Source organism: Clostridium sp., assembly GCF_036639235.1.
In the GTDB taxonomy this organism is placed as follows: Bacteria; Bacillota; Clostridia; order Clostridiales; family Caloramatoraceae; genus Clostridium_AB.
The window spans coordinates 12958-30935 of sequence record NZ_JAVWJB010000004.1 but is presented as its reverse complement, the minus strand read 5'-3'; the positions used below and the strand labels follow the sequence as shown (position 1 = coordinate 30935).

The 17978-nt window shown below is 34.7% G+C and carries 22 protein-coding genes, 1 tRNA gene and 1 other annotated feature; of the genes, 1 reads left to right on the top strand and 22 read right to left on the bottom strand.

Annotated features, from left to right (window positions below; all coding sequences use genetic code 11):
* Nucleotides 1-161 precede the first annotated feature (161 nt).
* The 21 genes from rplL to RR539_RS01915 form a co-directional block, all read right to left on the bottom strand.
* The gene (gene rplL / locus RR539_RS02015; RefSeq protein ID WP_332474675.1) at nt 162-524 is read right to left on the bottom strand and encodes a 50S ribosomal protein L7/L12; all 363 of its coding nucleotides are present in this window, start codon (nt 522-524) and stop codon (nt 162-164) included.
* Between the two features lie 39 nt (nt 525-563).
* A complete protein-coding gene (rplJ, locus tag RR539_RS02010; protein WP_332474676.1) occupies nt 564-1067 on the bottom strand; it encodes a 50S ribosomal protein L10 in 504 nt (167 codons plus the stop codon).
* A 29-nt stretch (nt 1068-1096) separates the two neighbouring features.
* Nucleotides 1097-1224: a sequence feature (ribosomal protein L10 leader region), on the bottom strand.
* Nucleotides 1225-1285: 61 nt separating this feature from the next.
* Nucleotides 1286-1984, bottom strand: a complete 699-nt coding sequence (rplA, locus tag RR539_RS02005; RefSeq protein ID WP_332474677.1) for a 50S ribosomal protein L1 — start codon at nt 1982-1984, stop codon at nt 1286-1288.
* 75 nt (nt 1985-2059) lie between these two features.
* Complete coding sequence (gene rplK, locus RR539_RS02000) at nt 2060-2485, bottom strand: 50S ribosomal protein L11 (protein WP_332474678.1); 426 nt, start codon at nt 2483-2485, stop codon at nt 2060-2062.
* Between the two features lie 25 nt (nt 2486-2510).
* Nucleotides 2511-3029 (bottom strand): transcription termination/antitermination protein NusG, encoded by a 519-nt coding sequence (nusG, locus tag RR539_RS01995; protein ID WP_332474679.1) that lies wholly within the window; start codon nt 3027-3029, stop codon nt 2511-2513.
* 40 nt (nt 3030-3069) lie between these two features.
* Nucleotides 3070-3297 carry a preprotein translocase subunit SecE gene (gene secE, locus RR539_RS01990; RefSeq protein ID WP_332474680.1) on the bottom strand — a complete coding sequence of 76 codons (228 nt, stop codon included), beginning with the start codon at nt 3295-3297 and terminating at the stop codon, nt 3070-3072.
* 37 nt (nt 3298-3334) lie between these two features.
* The gene (gene rpmG / locus RR539_RS01985) at nt 3335-3484 is read right to left on the bottom strand and encodes a 50S ribosomal protein L33 (RefSeq protein WP_332474681.1); all 150 of its coding nucleotides are present in this window, start codon (nt 3482-3484) and stop codon (nt 3335-3337) included.
* 256 nt (nt 3485-3740) lie between these two features.
* Nucleotides 3741-4931, bottom strand: coding sequence for an elongation factor Tu (gene tuf / locus RR539_RS01980; RefSeq protein WP_332483361.1), 1191 nt, complete (start codon nt 4929-4931; stop codon nt 3741-3743).
* Nucleotides 4932-5026: 95 nt separating this feature from the next.
* A tRNA-Thr gene (locus RR539_RS01975) sits at nt 5027-5102 on the bottom strand.
* Nucleotides 5103-5195: 93 nt separating this feature from the next.
* A complete protein-coding gene (gene sigH, locus RR539_RS01970; protein WP_332473824.1) occupies nt 5196-5834 on the bottom strand; it encodes an RNA polymerase sporulation sigma factor SigH in 639 nt (212 codons plus the stop codon).
* Nucleotides 5835-5978: 144 nt separating this feature from the next.
* Nucleotides 5979-6494, bottom strand: a complete 516-nt coding sequence (locus RR539_RS01965; protein WP_332473825.1) for an NYN domain-containing protein — start codon at nt 6492-6494, stop codon at nt 5979-5981.
* Nucleotides 6494-7390: a 23S rRNA (guanosine(2251)-2'-O)-methyltransferase RlmB gene (gene rlmB, locus RR539_RS01960; RefSeq protein WP_332473826.1), complete on the bottom strand. Its 897-nt coding sequence runs from the start codon at nt 7388-7390 to the stop codon at nt 6494-6496. The genes RR539_RS01965 and rlmB overlap by 1 nt, the downstream gene beginning before the upstream one ends.
* A gap of 222 nt (nt 7391-7612) precedes the next feature.
* Complete coding sequence (locus RR539_RS01955; protein WP_332483360.1) at nt 7613-8101, bottom strand: dihydrofolate reductase; 489 nt, start codon at nt 8099-8101, stop codon at nt 7613-7615.
* A 13-nt stretch (nt 8102-8114) separates the two neighbouring features.
* Nucleotides 8115-8945: a thymidylate synthase gene (thyA, locus tag RR539_RS01950; protein WP_332473828.1), complete on the bottom strand. Its 831-nt coding sequence runs from the start codon at nt 8943-8945 to the stop codon at nt 8115-8117.
* 25 nt (nt 8946-8970) lie between these two features.
* Entirely contained in the window at nt 8971-9405 is a 435-nt protein-coding gene (locus RR539_RS01945) for a Mini-ribonuclease 3 (protein ID WP_332473829.1), read from the bottom strand.
* A 140-nt stretch (nt 9406-9545) separates the two neighbouring features.
* Nucleotides 9546-10943, bottom strand: a complete 1398-nt coding sequence (gene cysS, locus RR539_RS01940; RefSeq protein WP_332473850.1) for a cysteine--tRNA ligase — start codon at nt 10941-10943, stop codon at nt 9546-9548.
* An 80-nt stretch (nt 10944-11023) separates the two neighbouring features.
* A complete protein-coding gene (locus RR539_RS01935) occupies nt 11024-12754 on the bottom strand; it encodes a proline--tRNA ligase (RefSeq protein ID WP_332483359.1) in 1731 nt (576 codons plus the stop codon).
* 303 nt (nt 12755-13057) lie between these two features.
* A complete protein-coding gene (gene ispF, locus RR539_RS01930; protein WP_332473851.1) occupies nt 13058-13534 on the bottom strand; it encodes a 2-C-methyl-D-erythritol 2,4-cyclodiphosphate synthase in 477 nt (158 codons plus the stop codon).
* Nucleotides 13530-14222: a 2-C-methyl-D-erythritol 4-phosphate cytidylyltransferase gene (gene ispD / locus RR539_RS01925; protein WP_332473831.1), complete on the bottom strand. Its 693-nt coding sequence runs from the start codon at nt 14220-14222 to the stop codon at nt 13530-13532. Before ispD ends, ispF begins: the two co-directional genes overlap by 5 nt.
* A 49-nt stretch (nt 14223-14271) precedes the next feature.
* Nucleotides 14272-15387 (bottom strand): PIN/TRAM domain-containing protein, encoded by a 1116-nt coding sequence (locus tag RR539_RS01920; RefSeq protein WP_332473832.1) that lies wholly within the window; start codon nt 15385-15387, stop codon nt 14272-14274.
* 126 nt (nt 15388-15513) lie between these two features.
* Nucleotides 15514-15999 (bottom strand): CarD family transcriptional regulator, encoded by a 486-nt coding sequence (locus tag RR539_RS01915; protein WP_332473833.1) that lies wholly within the window; start codon nt 15997-15999, stop codon nt 15514-15516.
* A 225-nt stretch (nt 16000-16224) separates the two neighbouring features.
* Between RR539_RS01915 and RR539_RS01910 the strand changes: the two genes are divergently transcribed.
* Nucleotides 16225-16617 (top strand): DUF1573 domain-containing protein, encoded by a 393-nt coding sequence (locus tag RR539_RS01910; protein ID WP_332473834.1) that lies wholly within the window; start codon nt 16225-16227, stop codon nt 16615-16617.
* A 72-nt stretch (nt 16618-16689) separates the two neighbouring features.
* Here RR539_RS01910 and disA read toward each other — a convergent pair whose 3' ends face one another.
* Complete coding sequence (disA, locus tag RR539_RS01905) at nt 16690-17754, bottom strand: DNA integrity scanning diadenylate cyclase DisA (protein ID WP_332473835.1); 1065 nt, start codon at nt 17752-17754, stop codon at nt 16690-16692.
* Nucleotides 17755-17978 lie beyond the last annotated feature (224 nt).

Below are 17978 nucleotides of genomic sequence, written 5' to 3'. Positions count from 1 at the left end.
CGATTTTGAATGTTATGTTTTATACTATATCACATTTTGTTTTTTTCGTATAATATAACATCCGTTTGTAAAATTGTTATCTATGCTTGTATGTTTTAGTATAGTGTATTCAATAAAATAGGTGCTGAAAATTCAGCACCTAATTATTAACTGTCAATTAATTACTTAACTTCTGCAGTTGCTCCAACTTCAGTTAGCTTAGCCTTAAGTGCTTCAGCTTCATCCTTGCTGATGCCTTCCTTAAGTGTCTTAGGAGCTCCGTCAACTATTTCCTTAGCTTCCTTTAGTCCAAGACCAGTTAGCTCTCTAACTACCTTGATAACCTTAACTTTTTCTGATCCAGCTGCTGTTAGAACTACGTCAAACTCAGTCTTCTCTTCAGCTGCTGCACCTGCTACAGCACCTCCAACTACTACTGGAGCTGATGCGCTAACACCAAACTTCTCTTCACATTCCTTAACTAGTTCATTTAGTTCTAGAACTGACATTTCTTCGATTGCTTTGATTATATCTTCTCTTGTCATAATAATTACACCTCCATAAAATTTAAACCGCAATTTGTATTACGCGTTTGTTTCTTCTTTCTTTTCTTTGATTGCATTGATTAAGTATACAAAGTTTGATACTGGAGCCTTCATGCTGCCAAGTAGCTTTGCAATAAGAACTTCCTTTGGTGGAACCTTTGAAAGTTCAACAACCTTAGCTGTGTCGAACATTTTCCCTTGAACTATACCAGCCTTAAGCTCGATAGCCTTGTTCTTCTCAGCGAATTCAGCAAGAATTCTTGCTGGAGCTGTTGGATCCTCGTTGCTGAATGCTACAGCTACTGGTCCTTCTAGGTATTCATCTAAATCAAAACCTAACTCTTTTACCGCTCTTGATGTTAGTGTGTTCTTTATAACCTTGTATTCAACACCTGCTTCTCTCATTTTCTTACGAAGCTGAGTGTCTTGCTCAACAGTTATACCACTGTATGAAGTAAGTATAGCTGCTTCTGCCTTTTCGAACTTCTCAACAAGTTCTTTAACTTTAGCTTGCTTGATAACTAAGTTTTTGTTGCTACCCATTATACACACCTCCTTGTATTTTGTTAGCCTTTCAAAATATGAAAGACCTCTCCGTAGACGTAGAGAGGTCGAAAATTTCTTATCTGAAACCTCGGCAGGTTGGTTACCCGTTACGCCTTTCGGCACCCACTGTCTACGGTAAATATTCAATTTCATTACTAGAGTATAATATCAAACCTCTTGGTATTTGTCAACATAATTCTACTAAAAAATGTAGATTAAGCTTCAAGTACCTTAGTTGGGTTGATCTTAACTCCAGGTCCCATAGTGCTTGAGATTACTACGCTCTTAACGTATTGTCCCTTAGCAGCTGATGGCTTAGCCTTGATAACAGCTTCCATAAGAGTCTTAAAGTTGTCAGTTATCTTCTCAGCACCAAATGATTTCTTACCTAATGGTACGTGAACGATAGCTGTCTTGTCAACTCTGTATTCAACCTTACCAGCTTTGATTTCTGAAATAGCCTTAGCTACATCAAATGTAACTGTTCCTGACTTAGGGTTTGGCATAAGTCCCTTAGGTCCTAGCACCTTACCAAGTCTTCCAACAACACCCATCATATCTGGAGTTGCTACAACTATATCGAATCCAAACCAGTTTTCTTTTTGGATCTTATCTAGTAGGTCCTCTGCTCCTACGAATTCAGCTCCAGCAGCTTCCGCTTCCTTAGCTTTTTCGCCCTTAGCAAATACAAGAACCTTAACTTCTTTACCAGTTCCGTGTGGTAGTACTACCGCACCTCTTACTTGTTGGTCAGCGTGTCTTGGATCTACTCCAAGTCTTACTGAAAGTTCAATAGTCTCATCAAATTTAGCCTTTGATGTTTGAAGAGCTAGTTCAACAGCTTCAGTTGTTGAATAAAGATTATGTTTGTCAATAAGCTTAGCGCTTTCTTGATAATTCTTTCCTCTTTTCATGTTCTTTCCTCCTTCGTGGTATTAACGGCAATGCCTCCCACTTAATTAAAAACGTAGTAAAACTACATCTCGCAATTATTCTGCGATTTCGATACCCATACTTCTAGCTGTTCCCTTGATCATGCTCATAGCTGTCTCAACTGAACCTGCGTTTAGGTCTGGCATCTTTAGTTCAGCAATTTCTCTAACCTTATCTATTGAAACAGTTGCAACCTTGTTTCTAAGTGAGTTGTCTGAACCACTTTCGATTCCTGCTGCCTTCTTAAGTAGTACTGCAGCTGGTGGAGTCTTAAGTATAAAGCTGAATGATCTATCTTGGTATACAGTTATAACAACTGGTATGATCATTCCTGCTTGGTTAGCTGTTCTAGCGTTGAATTCCTTACAGAATCCCATAATGTTAACACCGTGTTGTCCAAGTGCTGGTCCAACTGGTGGTGCTGGAGTAGCTTTCCCTGCTGATAGTTGTAGTTTAATCATTCCTATTACTTTTTTTGCCATGTCTTTTGCACCTCCTTAAAGTGAGCTATATTTTTTCTATCTGGTTAAAGTTTACGTCTGCTGGTGTTTCTCTTCCAAACATATTAACCAGTACTTTGACTTTTCTCTTATCAGGGTAGATTTCATCAATTTGGGCTACAACGCCTGTGAAACTTCCTGATATTATTCTTATGTTTTCACCAACTTCGTAGTCCACATTGTCGTATTGTTCAACAATACCCATTGACTCAGCTTCCGCATCAGTTAATGGAATTGGTTTTGAACCAGGACCTACGAACCCAGTTGCGCCTCTGGTATTTCTAACTACATACCATGAGTCATCTGTCATTACCATTTTAATCATAACATAACCTGGAAATTTTTTACGTTTAACAACTTTCACCTTAGTGCCGTTATCTTCAGTTACTTCCTCTTCAGGTACTTGTATGTCATAAATAAGATGTTGTAAATCTCTGTTTTCAATTGTTTTTTCCAGATCGGTCTTTACCTTATTCTCATAACCAGAATAAGTATGAACCACATACCATCTTGCTCTTTCCGCCATAACTTAAGGGACCTTACTTTATTGAGGGTCCCCCCCTCCTTTAACCAAAGTAATTTAGAATCGTATTCAGTATTGTACCAAATACAGCATCCATAAGCCATACCACTAACGTGAACAGTACTATTATGAATAATACAACTCCTGTTGACTTAAGTACGTCCTTCTTAGATGCCCAGGTAATTTTCTTAAATTCTGACTTTACTTCTTTAAGAAAAGTAAATGGGGAACTTTTTTTTGTTTTCCCGTTAACTTTCGCTTCCGCAGCCATCTTCTTCACACCCTTAATAAATCATTAAAAAAACAAATTACTTTGTTTCTTTATGAGAAGTATGTGTCTTGCAGAACTTGCAGTATTTCTTAAGTTCTATTCTATCAGGGTCATTCTTCTTGTTCTTCATTGTGTTGTAATTTCTTTGCTTACACTCTGTGCATGCAAGTGTTACCTTTACTCTCACCCTCTACACCTCCTAGCTTATGCCAACTAGAAACACCTTATCTTTACATAGTTCTAGTTCAATTTATCACAATTTATATATACTGTCAATACTATACTATTTTATACTAAAGTACTGCAGATTTCAACATGTTTTATTAGGTTTCTGTGTATAATTTTTACTTTAAAGCTTTAAAAAGGACTGGGCTAGCCAGTCCTAAATAATCTTTTATAAGAAAAATTTACAAATTTTATGTTAAAAAGTTATTTGGAATTACTTAAGCGATTGATGATACAACACCAGCTCCTACTGTTCTTCCACCTTCTCTGATTGCGAATCTTAGACCTTCTTCCATCGCTATGTTGTTGATTAGCTCAACGTTCATATTGATGTGGTCTCCAGGCATACACATTTCTACTCCGTCTGGAAGTGCGATTGATCCTGTTACGTCTGTTGTTCTGAAGAAGAACTGTGGTCTGTATCCGTTGAAGAATGCAGTATGTCTTCCTCCTTCTTCCTTCTTAAGAACGTATACTTGACCTTCGAACTTGCTATGTGCTACTACTGATCCAGTCTTAGCTAGTACTTGACCTCTTTCGATGTCATCTCTAGTTACTCCTCTTAGTAGTGCTCCTATGTTGTCTCCAGCTTGAGCTTGGTCTAGTAACTTTCTGAACATTTCTACTCCAGTTACTACTACCTTTCTTGTTTCTTCTGATAGTCCTACGATTTCAACTTCGTCTCCTACCTTTAGAATTCCTCTTTCTACTCTTCCAGTTGCAACTGTTCCTCTACCAGTGATTGTGAATACGTCTTCTACTGGCATTAGGAATGGCATATCTGTTGCTCTTTCTGGTGTTGGGATGTACTCGTCAACCTTAGCCATTAGCTCATGGATACATGCTGCTGCATCTGCATCTGTTGGGTTTTCAAGTGCCTTTAGTGCTGATCCGATTACGATTGGAGTATCATCTCCTGGGAACTCGTATTCGTTTAGTAGCTCTCTGATTTCCATGTCAACTAGTTCGATTAGTTCTGGATCGTCTACCATGTCTGCTTTGTTTAGGAATACTACGATGTATGGTACCCCTACCTGTCTAGCTAGTAGGATATGCTCTCTTGTTTGAGGCATTGGTCCATCTGCTGCTGAACATACTAGGATAGCTCCGTCCATCTGTGCAGCTCCTGTGATCATGTTCTTTACGTAGTCAGCGTGTCCTGGGCAGTCAACGTGCGCGTAGTGTCTTGTTTCTGTTTCGTACTCTACGTGTGCAGTGTTGATTGTGATTCCTCTTTCTCTTTCTTCCGGTGCCTTATCAATTGCGCCGTAATCTTGAGCTTGAGCTCCTCCAGTTTGTGCTAGTACTGTTGTAATAGCCGCTGTAAGAGTTGTCTTACCGTGGTCAACGTGACCTATTGTTCCAATGTTTACGTGTGGCTTATTTCTTTCGAATGTTGATTTTGCCATTTTAAATTCCTCCTATACTTTAAGAAGTAAAAGTTTTTACTTACTAAATATAAACTTTAAAGACTTCTCCAAATATTATCCAGTGTATGTATATTTGGAGCCCATAACCGGGATTGAACCGGTGACCTCCACCTTACCAAGGTGACGCTCTACCGACTGAGCTATATGGGCAAGTGAGGCACTAGCCCCTGCATAAAGTTTTATCTTATCGATTATTAATTTTACATGGTTTAAAATTCTCTGTCAATATGTATACCCTTTATTTTACACTAGTGGAGCTAGAAACTTTTCAAGCTTTCTTTTTACTCTTTGAAGAGCGTTGTCTATAGACTTTGAATGTCTATTAAGCTCCTGTGCAATTTCTTGATAACTCTTACCATCAAGATAGGACTTTATAACTTTTATTTCAAGAGGACTTAGAACTTCATTCATCTTATCCTCTATTTTTAACTTTTCTTCTTTACTAATAATAAGCTCCTCTGGATCTGATATATGCATTGTAGATAATACGTCCATTAATGTTCTATCTGATTCCTCATCATAAATAGGCTTATTAAGTGATACATAACTATTAAGTGGTATATGCTTTTGTCTTGTAGCCGTCTTAATAGCAGTTATAATTTGGCGCGTTATACAAAGCTCTGCAAATGCTCTAAAAGAAGCTAGCTTGTCCGCTCTAAAATCCCTAATAGCTTTATATAGTCCGATCATACCTTCTTGGTATATATCATCCTTGTCTGCGCCAATTAAAAAATATGATTTAGTTTTGGCCTTAACATGTCCCTTGTACTTGTTAATAATGTACTCCTCAGCAAATACCTCCCCATCGGCAGCTAAGGCTACTATTTCCTCATCTAACATATTTTCGTAGTCGCATACTGTATATTTATAAGTTTGCTCCACTTTAATCCCCCCTAAGTAACTGAACTATTTTTAAATCCTAAAACTTTTAAATATGAATAAAAAATAAAATAAGAATGTAATTTTTGTTAATATTTTAAGTTATTTGTAATTATATATTTAGTAAACCAGTAAAGTCAAGCACTGTCAAAGGTTTCGACGCATCTTCTCAAGTTTTTCCAATATATCTTTATCTACGCAATTTTCGAGGGAATTTTTATTTTCTACATAGCTTAATTGGGTTTTTGTAGCTATCTTTTTACTTGTTAAGCGAATTTGTTCAAGTAATTCCTTAGGAGTTATTCTAATTGCCCCAAGTGATAGGGATACACTTTGTTCTAAATTGTCGGATGTTACTACTCCTACATTATTTTTTTTAGCAAGAAGATAAACAGTTCTCTCAATATAACAATCTGCTATCTCCCCCTCCTTAGTGTATACAACTTCTACCCCTTTGTAATTGTCCACCTTCTCAATTCCACCATTTTGTTTATGTGCATCAAAAACAACAATTAATTTAATTCCACTATAGCTTGCAAGGTCGCATAGCATATCTACTAGCTTATCCCTTGCAAACTCTAAGTTATCCTTTAGCTTCTGTGTTTCTTCCCATGCATTAAGTACATTGTATCCGTCAACTAATATATAATCTAATTTAGCCATTATCCTCTTTGTCTAACTATCTCATACATTATTATTCCACCAGCTACTGATGCATTAAGTGAGTTTATTGTTCCCTTCATTGGAATCTGAACTATAATGTCACAGCTTTCTTTAATAAGCCTTCCCATTCCATGTCCTTCACTTCCAATTACAAGTCCAACAGGACCTGATAGGTTAGACTTATAGCAAACTTCGCCATCCATGTCTGTACCCATAATCCATAACCCTCTTGCCTTAAGATCTTTGATGGTTTGGTTTAGATTAGTAACCTTAGCAACTTTTATTCCCTCAGCAGCACCTGCGGATACTTTAAGTACTGTTTGAGTAACTAATGCACTTCTTCTTTTAGGTATTATAATACCGTGGGCTCCACATGCATTAGCAGTTCTAATAATTGATCCAAAGTTATGTGGGTCTTCAATCTCATCTAATATAATTACAAATGGATCTTCTCCCTTTAAGCTTGCAACTTCAAAAATATCATCTACTTCTGAATACTCAAATGGGCTAACCTTAGCTATTACTCCCTGGTGACTCTTTGTAACTGATAGGGTGTCTAGTACTTTCTTATCTACTTCCTGTACAATAATACCCTTATCCCTAGCTTTAGATATAATTACCTTGATTGAACCTTCAACATCGCCCTTTGAAATAACTATCTTATCTATATTTCTACCAGACTTAAGTGCCTCAAGTACTGGATTTCTTCCTTCTATTAATGATTCACTTTCCTCTTTAACATCACTTACTTGGCCTTCTTTTCTATTTTGTCTATTATCTCTTCTATCTGGCCTAAATTCTTTTTTTGAATCTGCTTTACTTTCTTTTCTTTGATTAGATTCATTATTTTTATTGTCCTTTGACTCTCTATTACCCTTTGAGTTTTTATATACCATATACTCCTCCTAATTAACCTTTCTTAGAATCCTTAAGTTTTTTCGGTCAATTTTCTCTTTTTTTCATCGGCAATATATTAATTAGTTAAAAAGTAAAATAGATGTCGAAGATCACATGTATTAAATTGTCGCACATTTTAACAAAAATCTTAATACACGTAATATCTCCTGCAAAAACATATATATATTACTCTATTTATCTCTTAGACTATTTTTAAATAACTATTGCTTTTCGTAGGTTGTAAAATAAAATTCTAAACCATTATGGTTTTTCATATCTGATTCATACTTTAATTTAAATTGGTTTTCACTATCTACATTAGGAAAATACTTATCTGCATCATATTCCTTTTGAATTTTTGTAATGAATAATTCACTACAGTATGGTAGGAACTGCTTATAAATCTTCTCTCCACCTATAACAAAAACCTTATCACTATCAACACCCTTTACTTCCTCAAGTGCCTCTTCTATAGATCTACATATTGTAAATCTATCATCAATAAAGTTTGGATCACGACTTAGTACAATGTTCTTTCTATTAACTAGTGGGTTCTTACCTGGAAGTGATTCAAATGTTTCTCTTCCCATTATTACAACATTCCCTAGTGTTTTTTCTTTAAAGAACTTCATATCTTCTGGAATAAATTGAAGTAATTCTCTACCTTTACCAATTCCCCAATTTAAATCAACAGCAACTATTGCTTTCATACATATTCCTCCCCTAAACTGCTACAGGTATTTTTTTAATTTGCTCACCTGCAACATAATTCTCTAACTTAAAGTCTTCCACAGTAAAATCATAAAAATTCTTAATATCCTTATTAATTATAAGCTTTGGCGCATCAAATGATGGTCTGCTTATAAGATCTCTTACAAGTGGAACATGTCTATCATATATATGGGCATCTGCTATAACATGGACAAGTTCACCAACCTCAAGACTGCTTACCTGTGCTAACATATGTACAAGTATTGCATACTGTGCTACGTTCCAGTTATTAGCAACCAGTACATCCTGTGATCTTTGGTTAAGTACAGCATTTAGCTTATTTCCTGTAACATTAAAAGTCATGCTATATGCACATGGATAAAGATTCATTTCATGTAAGTCCTCATGGTTATACATGTTAACCATAATTCTTCTACTATAAGGATTGTTCTTAAGGTCATATATAACCCTATCTATTTGGTCAAACTCTCCTTCTTTGTACTTATGTTTTTTAGCTATTTGGTAGCCATATGCTTTACCAATAGAGCCTTCACTATCTGCCCAGCTATCCCAAATTGAACTATTAAGGTCATTAACATTGTTAGATTTCTTTTGCCATATCCAAAGAATCTCATCAATTGCAGCCTTAAGATTAGTCGGTCTAAGTGTTAGTATAGGAAACTCCTTAGATAAATCATATCTATTAACTACACAAAACTTCTTAATTGTATGTGCATATGTTCCGTCTTCCCACTTAGCTCTTACACATTCACCCTCAGAGCTTGTGCCATTTTCAAGGATGTCTAAACACATTTCCTTAAATATCATATCCGTATAACTCACTTTAAAGTCCTCCTTAGATAAATAATTAATTAAAATCTATATTAGCCCCTTTTAGTATAATACCCATAATCTCCTGTAGCCTCTCACGTCTACCAAGTAAATATAGATAACCTAGTAATGCTTCTAGAGCTGTTGCTCTTTTGTAGTCTATTACACTGGCGCTTTTAGGTACATGACCTGTTCTAGTATTACGTCCACGCTTAACAATATACTGCTCATCCTCAGTTAGAATCTCCATAATATCCTCTAAAAACTGTGACTGTGCCTTAGCATTTGCTAGCTTAATAGATGTTTTATGTAGATTATTACCTCTTTTGTCCTTGCTTAAAGATATAATATATCTTCTTATATACATTTCATAAATAGAGTCGCCCATATAGGCTAAGGTAATTGGGTTCATTTGCCTAACATCTGATTCTCTAATTATTAAATTATCTTCTTTAAAAATATCTAAATCCATACTTCCCCCTTAAGGTTATACTAATACAATAATACTACAAATAGTCACTTTTACAAATGTGCAAATTTATTCTTTTTAATAGTATACCCTATTTGAAACTTCTAAAAACAAAAGCTGCAACCTAAGGTGCAGCTTTCATATTATATTCTTGATATTTTAACTCCCTGGGCAGTATCTTCTACTACTACCCCAAGTTCCTTAAGCTCATCACGAATCTCGTCTGCTCTCTTAAAGTCCTTGTTTTTACGAGCAAGTTGCCTTTCTTCAACAAGTGAAGTTATCTCCTTAGGGAACTTCTCCTCAGATACTTTTTGAAGTATTCCAAGTATTCCTCCAAGTTCTCTAATAACCTCAAGTGCAAATACTGCAATGCCCCTTGAAGATGATTCACTAACCTTAGTGTTAACATCACGAACTAGATCGTATATATGACTAATCCCATCTGCTGTATTAAAATCATCATCCATAGACTCAATAAACTTATTCTTGTATGAAGCAATATCATCCTTAAGTGATACTTCCTCCTCTGATAAATCCCTATCTTCTCCGTTTCTTGAAACGTGTTCTAGGTTTCTAACTGAGTTGTAAAGCCTCTCTAGACCTGACTTAGACGCTTCTAAAAGATCTACACTAAAGTTAATTGGACTTCTGTAATGTCCTGATAACATAAATAGTCTTAACACCTCTGCATCATATCTTTCAAGTATCTCTCTAGCAGTAAAGAAGTTATTAAGTGATTTTGACATCTTTTGGTTATTGATGTTAAGGTATGCTGAATGCATCCAGTACTTAGCAAAATCCTTACCGTGTCTTGCTTCACTTTGAGCTATTTCATTTTCATGGTGAGGGAATGAAAGATCCGCTCCTCCCCCATGAATGTCTATAGTCTCACCTAGAAGTTCACATGCCATTACTGAACATTCAATATGCCATCCTGGTCTTCCACATCCCCATGGACTATTCCATCCTGGTTCTCCTGGTTTTTGTGCCTTCCATAAAACAAAGTCCATAGAATCTTCCTTACGTGAGTCTACTTCTATTCTAGCTCCTGCTTCTAAATCTTCTAGGCTTTGCTTAGATAGCTTACCGTATGAATCAAACTTCTTGCTTCTAAAGTAAACATCTCCATCCTTAGCATAAGCATATCCCTTAGATTCAAGATCCTTAATAAACTTAATTATCTTGCCTACGTATTCTGTAGCCTTAGGATTGTGAGTTGCTCTTTTGATTCCTAGCGCATCTGCATCTGTATAGTATTCATCAATATATCTCTTTGCAACTTCATCAACAGTTATGCCTTCTTCATTAGCCTTGTTAATTAACTTATCATCTATATCTGTAAAGTTTTGAACAAAATCTACCTGAAATCCTCTGTACTCGAAGTATTTTCTAATAGTATCGAAAACTATAAATGTTCTTCCGTTACCTATATGAAAAAAATTATAAACAGTAGGTCCGCAGACATACATCTTAACACGACCCTCTGTAACTGGTACAAAATCTTCTTTTCGTCTTGTCATCGTGTTGTAAAGCTTTATTCCCATATCTAACTCCTCCTAAGCATTACTAATGACCTGTATATCATTATATTCAACTAAATTATAGTAAGTTCATTATATTATAGTTCTACTTTTTTGTATAATGTCTTACCCTTAGCTTTAAATGAAGCAACAACTTCTCCCATAAGGTCTTCTACCTTAATATCACGTGCTTCAGCATCTTCTCTTAGCTTAAACTCAACAATACCGTCATTAATTTTCTTACCTACTGTTATCCTAAATGGAATTCCAACTAGGTCTGCATCGTTAAATTTAACACCTGCTCTTTCGTTTCTATCATCAATAGCAGCGTCAATTCCCATGCTAAGTAGTTCATTATATATCTTATTAGCCTCTTCAACCTGCTTCTCATCCTTCATTACAGCTGGTATAACAACAGCTTCAAATGGAGCAAGTTCTAGTGGCCATATAATTCCATTTTCATCACTATGCTGCTCAATTACTGCGGCCATAGTTCTGTTAACTCCTATACCATAGCATCCCATGATAATAGGCTCTTCTTTCCCATTTTCGTTAATAAAATTAGCATTAAGTGCCTCTGAGTACTTAGTACCAAGCTTAAATATATGTCCAACCTCAATACCACGCTTAATAGTAACAGGAGCCCCACACTTAGGACACTTATCACCTTCTGCAATATTTCTAAAGTCTCCAACTATACCGTCAAAGTCTCTCTTAAACATAGTGTTAACTATATGGTAATCAGTTTCATTAGCTCCTATTGCAAATACTTCACCATCAGCTATTTCATAGTCAATAAGTACTGCATCTGCCTTAATCCCCATAGGTCCTGCAAATCCTGGTGCTGCCCCTGTTGCCTCTCTAACACCCTGTTCATCAAGCATAGCAACTTCGCTAACTGAGAAGTGATTAGCAAGCTTAACCTCGTTAAGTTCTCTATCTCCTCTAATAACAACTGCTACTACCTTATCTTCTACCTTGTATAGTAGAGTCTTAGCAAGCTCTGATGGCTTCTTGTATAGGTATTTAGCAAGCTCATCAATTGTCTTAATTCCTGGAGTATAAACCTTCTCAACTTCTCTAACGCTTACATCAGCAATTTCTCCTGTTGGAAGTGTTTGAGCCTTCTCCATGTTAGCTCCATATGAACATTCTGTACAGAATACTATTTCATCTTCACCTATTTCTGACTTAACCATAAACTCAACTGAACCATTTCCACCCATAGCTCCTGAGTCTGCTTCAACTGGCGCGTAGTCTAGGTTACATCTTGAGAATACGCTACAGTATGCCTTATGCATCTTGTCAAATGATTTATCAAGTCCTTCCCATGATGAATCAAAGCTATATGCATCCTTCATTACAAACTCACGTGATCTCATAACACCGAATCTTGGTCTTCTCTCATCTCTATACTTTGTTTGGATTTGGTATAGGTTAAGAGGTAGAGCCTTATATGATCTTATTGAACTTCTAACTATGTCAGTAAATACTTCCTCATGTGTAGGTCCAAGACAGAATTCTCTTTCTCCCCTATCATAAAGCTTAAACATTTCTGGTCCAAATACTCCCCATCTTCCAGACTCTTTAAGTAGTTCTGATGGAATAATAGCTGAACAGTGTATTTCCTGTGCGCCTTCCTTATTCATTTCTTCTCTTATAATAGTTTCAAGCTTACCAAGAGCTTTAAGTCCTAATGGTAGGTAGTTATATACTCCTGATGCTTGTTTTCTCATAAGTCCTGCTCTTAGCATTAACTTATGGCTTAGTATCTCTGCTTCTGCTGGCACTTCCCTAAGTGTTGGCATGAAAAAATTTGAAAATCTCATTGTTATTCTCCTTCCACAATCATATATAAACAGTTAATAAAATCTATAAAAAAAGCCTTCCCCCTATAGTTAGGGCGAAGGCTGTGTTCGCGGTACCACCTAAAAATTGTACTTTATTCTAATAACGGATGTTCCGAAAAGGCTTCTTCACCTTCAGCTCAGAAGTAGGTTCAAAATCATTGGTATCTTTCAGCCTTGAATACCTCTCTGTAGGGCGATTTCTACTAGTCTTCGTCATAGCACTTATAATATTAAATTCAATGGTTATTATATAATTTTAAAAAATATATGTCAATAATAAGCCTAGTTATCCTTAGTTAAAATACATACACAATGTGCACTTATTCCCTCTTCACTACCTGTAAATCCAAGCTTCTCCTCAGTAGTTGCCTTAACATTTATATTATTAACAGATGTATTTAAAACCCTTGCTATATTTTCTCTCATTACTTCTATAAATGGAGAGAGTTTTGGTTTTTGAGCAATTATAGTTGCATCTATATTTCCTATAGTATACCCCCTTTGTTTTAATAGTTCACTTACTCTCTCAAGTAGTAATAAGCTATCAATATCCTTAAATGAATCCTCATTGTCTGGAAAATGGTATCCTATATCTCTAAGTGCAAGTGCCCCAATAATAGCATCCATTACTGCATGGGTTAAAACATCCGCATCTGAATGTCCAAGTAGCCCTAAATGATGGTCTATTTTAACTCCTCCGATAATAAGATCTCTTCCTTCAACTAATCTATGTACATCATATCCATGTCCAATTCTAATCATATATCCTCCCTAGTGCCTTAATAATTCCTTCACCTATAAATATATCTTCTCTAGTAGTGATTTTTATATTAAAGTAGTCTCCTTCAACTATAGAAACAGAGTATCCATACTTCTCTACTATCATACTATCATCTGTCGCTTCAAACCCTTCTTCCCTTGCTTTTTCGTGACATTTTAAAATAATATCTCTTTTAAAGCTTTGGGGGGTTTGTATACTATATAAACAGGTCCTATCTACAGTTTCAGTGAATATATTATTCTCTCCCTTTTTAATAGTATCCTTAACCTTAACCCCAGTTGTTGAAGCTCCAAACTGGTACGCCTTATTAATAGACTCCTTAATTATATCTTTATTTATAAATGGCCTTGCACCGTCATGAATTACAACAATTGATGGATCTCCTATTTTCTTAAGCCCATTATAAACAGATTCCTGGCGGGTATCTCCTCCTACTGTAATGCTTTTAACCTTATCTATATTATACTTAGTAACAACATTTTCTTTAATATACTCTACCTCATTTTTTGAGGCAACTATAACTATATTATCTATATCTTCACATTTATTAAAAGCCTCAAGTGTATAAGCTAAGATTTCCTTATTGTTAATCTTTATAAATTGTTTATTATATCCATAATTCATTCTACTTCCCATACCAGCTGCAAGTATTACTGCATTAACCATATATCCTCCATACTTAAAAAGCTATGCAGTTATGCATAGCTTATAAAGTCTATTTTATTTTACCAAATATCATTCTTCCAGCTGCTGTTTGAAGTACACTGGTTACTGCAACGTCAACATCTTCGCCAACGTGCTTCTTACCACCTTCAACAACAATCATTGTTCCATCATCAAGGTAAGCAACTCCTTGTCCATTCTCTTTACCATCCTTAACGATACTTAAGTGCATGCTTTCGCCAGGAATTACCACTGGCTTTATAGCATTAGATAGTTCGTTTATATTAAGTACTGGAACACCTTGAAACTCTGCTACCTTATTAAGGTTAAAGTCGTTGGTAATAACCTTACCTGCTTCAACCTCTGCAAGCTTAAGAAGCTTCATATCAACCTCAGGAACTCCTGGAAAATCCTTCTCTGAAATTTCAATGTTAATAGGTAGTTCCTTTTGCATTTGGTTAAGAAGGTCAAGTCCCCTTCTTCCCCTTGTTCTCTTTAGAGAATCTGAAGAATCTGCTATATGACGAAGTTCTTCTAAAACAAATGTTGGAACTATAATAGTTCCCTCTACAAATCCTGTTTTAAGAATATCAAATATTCTACCGTCTATAATAACACTTGTATCAAGTACCTTAGGTGTTGCACCAATAGGATGCTGCTTTGTATCCTTTGGCTTTTTTTCCTTCTGAAACTTCTTAAATATATTAGCTGATTTAGCTATTTCACCTTTTTTCTTAATTGCAATCTTAATTCCTAAGATTCCACAAACTATATTCACCATAACTGAAACTATGGTTCCTATAATAGAAAGAATAGGATTTGATTTAAAGAAGTCAGTGAAAGCTGACACTATAAGGTTTGCAAGAACAAGCCCAATTATAAGTCCTATTAATCCAAGTATTATATCCCCTGTTGGAAGCTTTTGTATCGCTCCTTCAAGTGATGTTATTAGTTTTACAAATAAATTAATAATACTTGTTGATAGTAAATAAAATATGATTCCGAAAAACACTGATATTACTGTAATAAATATAATAGAATTAGTTGTATTCCCTTTAATACTAATAAGATTGTTTATTAAGTCTAAATCCTTAAGCCCATATGCTGCAAGTATACCAATTAGTATACCTCCTAATGTAATTAAGGTCCTAAAAAATCTATTTAGCATTTATACACCTCCTTTTAAGACCCGCTTTAGTATAATCTTGTACTAAATTTAACTTTAATATACATCACTAAAGTTAAAATTGCAATTTCATTTATATGAAATTATATTACAAATTGATAAATATTATTAGTTTATTATTAATTTTCCTCCTGATGCTAAGATTTCACGTACATTTTCTATCTCAAGTCCTAGTACAAGAGAAACCTCCTCTGAAACCATATCTAGAATATCATTAAAAAACTTTTCTTCAGACTTTGATATATTCTTTTTATTTTTAAGCCCTATCATATCATTTAAAACTATACAAAGATCTATAAAATCTCCTTGCTTAATAGTCTTAGTATATAATTTATACCTATCTAGCCATTTTCCCTTTATTTCTCTTGGTCTTGAGCTAAATATTTTTATAGCATCTCGACATTCTTCATACCCAACACATTTTCTTATTCCCTTAGCTTCCTTATTATTAATTGGTACCATTGTTACAATGTCATTTAAAAGTTTAATAACATAGTATCTATTTACATTTCCATATACTTCTTTCTCTTCTATATTAACAACAACCCCTGCCCCAAAGTTTGGATAAAATACCTTATCTCCTATATATAACATAGTATCACTCCCTAATAACATAAAAATAGACATAATTCTACTAAAGCAATTCTATTATGCTATTATTATATAAATTTCAACCAAAATTGTTTACATAATAATATAATTTTGGCGAGTGATTTTGTTTGACATTTACTTCGAACAAATTCTATAATATTAATTAATTGGAAGTTTTGGAATTAATTTTCCTTAGATATATAACTAATAAAAGGGGTGGAATAATTAATGGATATGTCTTTACTTGCTTTTCAACAAATAGTAAATGATACCCAAATAAGAAACAAGAGTATTATAGATGTAATGACTAAGCTTACAGAGTCGTCATCTAGAATAAATAGAGCTGTTGCTAAATCGGTAACAGTATGTGGATGTATAGAACTTACTGCACAAAAGCAGTCTATACCATTTGAAACATCCCTTGAGGATGCTGGTAAGATAATGAAAAGTCATGTTGATGGAGATGTATGCGATCATTGTCTTGAAGTTCTTCAAGATGAGATTGGTAACCACTTATTTTATATAGCCTCACTATGTAATGCACTTGATATAGACCTTAACGATGCTCTTCAAAAGGAACTTGATAAGGTTAATACACTAGGAAGATACAATATGTTATAAATTAATTCCCACTCAATATTTACAAATAAAATTTCATACAAAAATGGCTAGGTTATACCTAGCCATTTTATTTTATATATTTCTATCTAAAATAACCTGTTCTTGAATCTTACGAAGACCATCTCTTATAGCACGAGCTCTAGCTTCTCCTATACCCTCAACATCATCAAGCTGTTCTATACTAGCCCTCATAATCTTCTTCAGATGTACAAACTCTGAAATAAGATTCTCAATAACACTTTGAGGCATCCTTGGTATTCTATTAAGAAGTCTATATCCTCTTGATGAAATCATAGTTTCAACCATAGTATCAGGTGAGTATCCAAGTACCTTACATATAGTATTAACTTCAACAATATCTTCAGCTGAAAGAGACTTAATATTCTTAATAACATCCTCAAACTCCTTAGAGTCTTCAATATAATCCTTAATAAGAAGTTCTCCCTCTTCCTCAATATTACCTATTAAATCATCAAGCTGCATAGAAACAAGTCTTCCCTCATCTCCAAGTTCACAAATAAATCTTTCTATTTCATATACAATTCTCATAACAAGCTCATATCTTTGTACTGCATTAGTAACATCATATACAGTTACTAAGTCCTCAATTTCAAGAGCTGATAAATTAGCTATAGCCTCATCAAGAACAACCTTGTATCTTTCAAGTGTTTGTACTGCCTGATTGGCTTTGTTAAGAACCGTATTCGTATCCTTTAATATATACTTTAAGCTTCCCTTATAAACAGTAATAAGATTTCTTCTTTGAGATATTGCAATAACAATAGCTCCCGTTTGTCTACTAACCCTTTCAGCTGTCCTATGTCTTGTTCCTGTTTCCCTAGTAGTAATACTAGCATCAGGTAAAAGCTGTGCATTAGCGTAAAGTATTCTTTTTCTGTCTGAGCTAATAATAATAGCTCCATCCATTTTAGCTAATTCATAAAGATATGCAGGTGAGTATTCACTATTAATATAGAATCCTCCATCTGTTATTTTCATCATATCCTCTTCATCACTAATAACAATAAGCCCTCCTGTTTTTGCCTTAAGGACATTCTCAAGACCATCCCTTAAAGATGTACCAGGGGCCATTATACATAGAAGATCTAAAAGGTTTTGTTCTCTATAATCCTTCAATTCTTCTCCCCCTAAACTGTAATATAGTTATAGACAATTTAAATATTTAATTACATTTCAAAATATAACATAATATATTCCTATTACTTTATCGTTAACCTTATTATTAACTGTATAGAATAATATTATTTATTAGTCCTTAAAAATCATACATATAATATGAATATTTTTCAATAGTTTTTTATAAAGCTATGTATAAACAAGGAGTAGCAGACTTCTTGCCT

Coding starts and splice junctions, on each gene's coding strand:
- rplL (WP_332474675.1), bottom strand. CDS start 524: ATGACAAGAGAAGATATAATCAAAGCAATCGAAGAAATGTCAGTTCTA.
- rplJ (WP_332474676.1), bottom strand. CDS start 1,067: ATGGGTAGCAACAAAAACTTAGTTATCAAGCAAGCTAAAGTTAAAGAA.
- rplA (WP_332474677.1), bottom strand. CDS start 1,984: ATGAAAAGAGGAAAGAATTATCAAGAAAGCGCTAAGCTTATTGACAAA.
- rplK (WP_332474678.1), bottom strand. CDS start 2,485: ATGGCAAAAAAAGTAATAGGAATGATTAAACTACAACTATCAGCAGGG.
- nusG (WP_332474679.1), bottom strand. CDS start 3,029: ATGGCGGAAAGAGCAAGATGGTATGTGGTTCATACTTATTCTGGTTAT.
- secE (WP_332474680.1), bottom strand. CDS start 3,297: ATGGCTGCGGAAGCGAAAGTTAACGGGAAAACAAAAAAAAGTTCCCCA.
- tuf (WP_332483361.1), bottom strand. CDS start 4,931: ATGGCAAAATCAACATTCGAAAGAAATAAGCCACACGTAAACATTGGA.
- RR539_RS01965 (WP_332473825.1), bottom strand. CDS start 6,494: ATGGCTAAATTAGATTATATATTAGTTGACGGATACAATGTACTTAAT.
- rlmB (WP_332473826.1), bottom strand. CDS start 7,390: ATGGTATATAAAAACTCAAAGGGTAATAGAGAGTCAAAGGACAATAAA.
- RR539_RS01955 (WP_332483360.1), bottom strand. CDS start 8,101: ATGAAAGCAATAGTTGCTGTTGATTTAAATTGGGGAATTGGTAAAGGT.
- RR539_RS01945 (WP_332473829.1), bottom strand. CDS start 9,405: ATGGATTTAGATATTTTTAAAGAAGATAATTTAATAATTAGAGAATCA.
- RR539_RS01935 (WP_332483359.1), bottom strand. CDS start 12,754: ATGAGATTTTCAAATTTTTTCATGCCAACACTTAGGGAAGTGCCAGCA.
- ispD (WP_332473831.1), bottom strand. CDS start 14,222: ATGGTTAATGCAGTAATACTTGCAGCTGGTATGGGAAGTAGAATGAAT.
- RR539_RS01920 (WP_332473832.1), bottom strand. CDS start 15,387: ATGCTAAATAGATTTTTTAGGACCTTAATTACATTAGGAGGTATACTA.
- RR539_RS01915 (WP_332473833.1), bottom strand. CDS start 15,999: ATGTTATATATAGGAGATAAGGTATTTTATCCAAACTTTGGGGCAGGG.
- RR539_RS01910 (WP_332473834.1), top strand. CDS start 16,225: ATGGATATGTCTTTACTTGCTTTTCAACAAATAGTAAATGATACCCAA.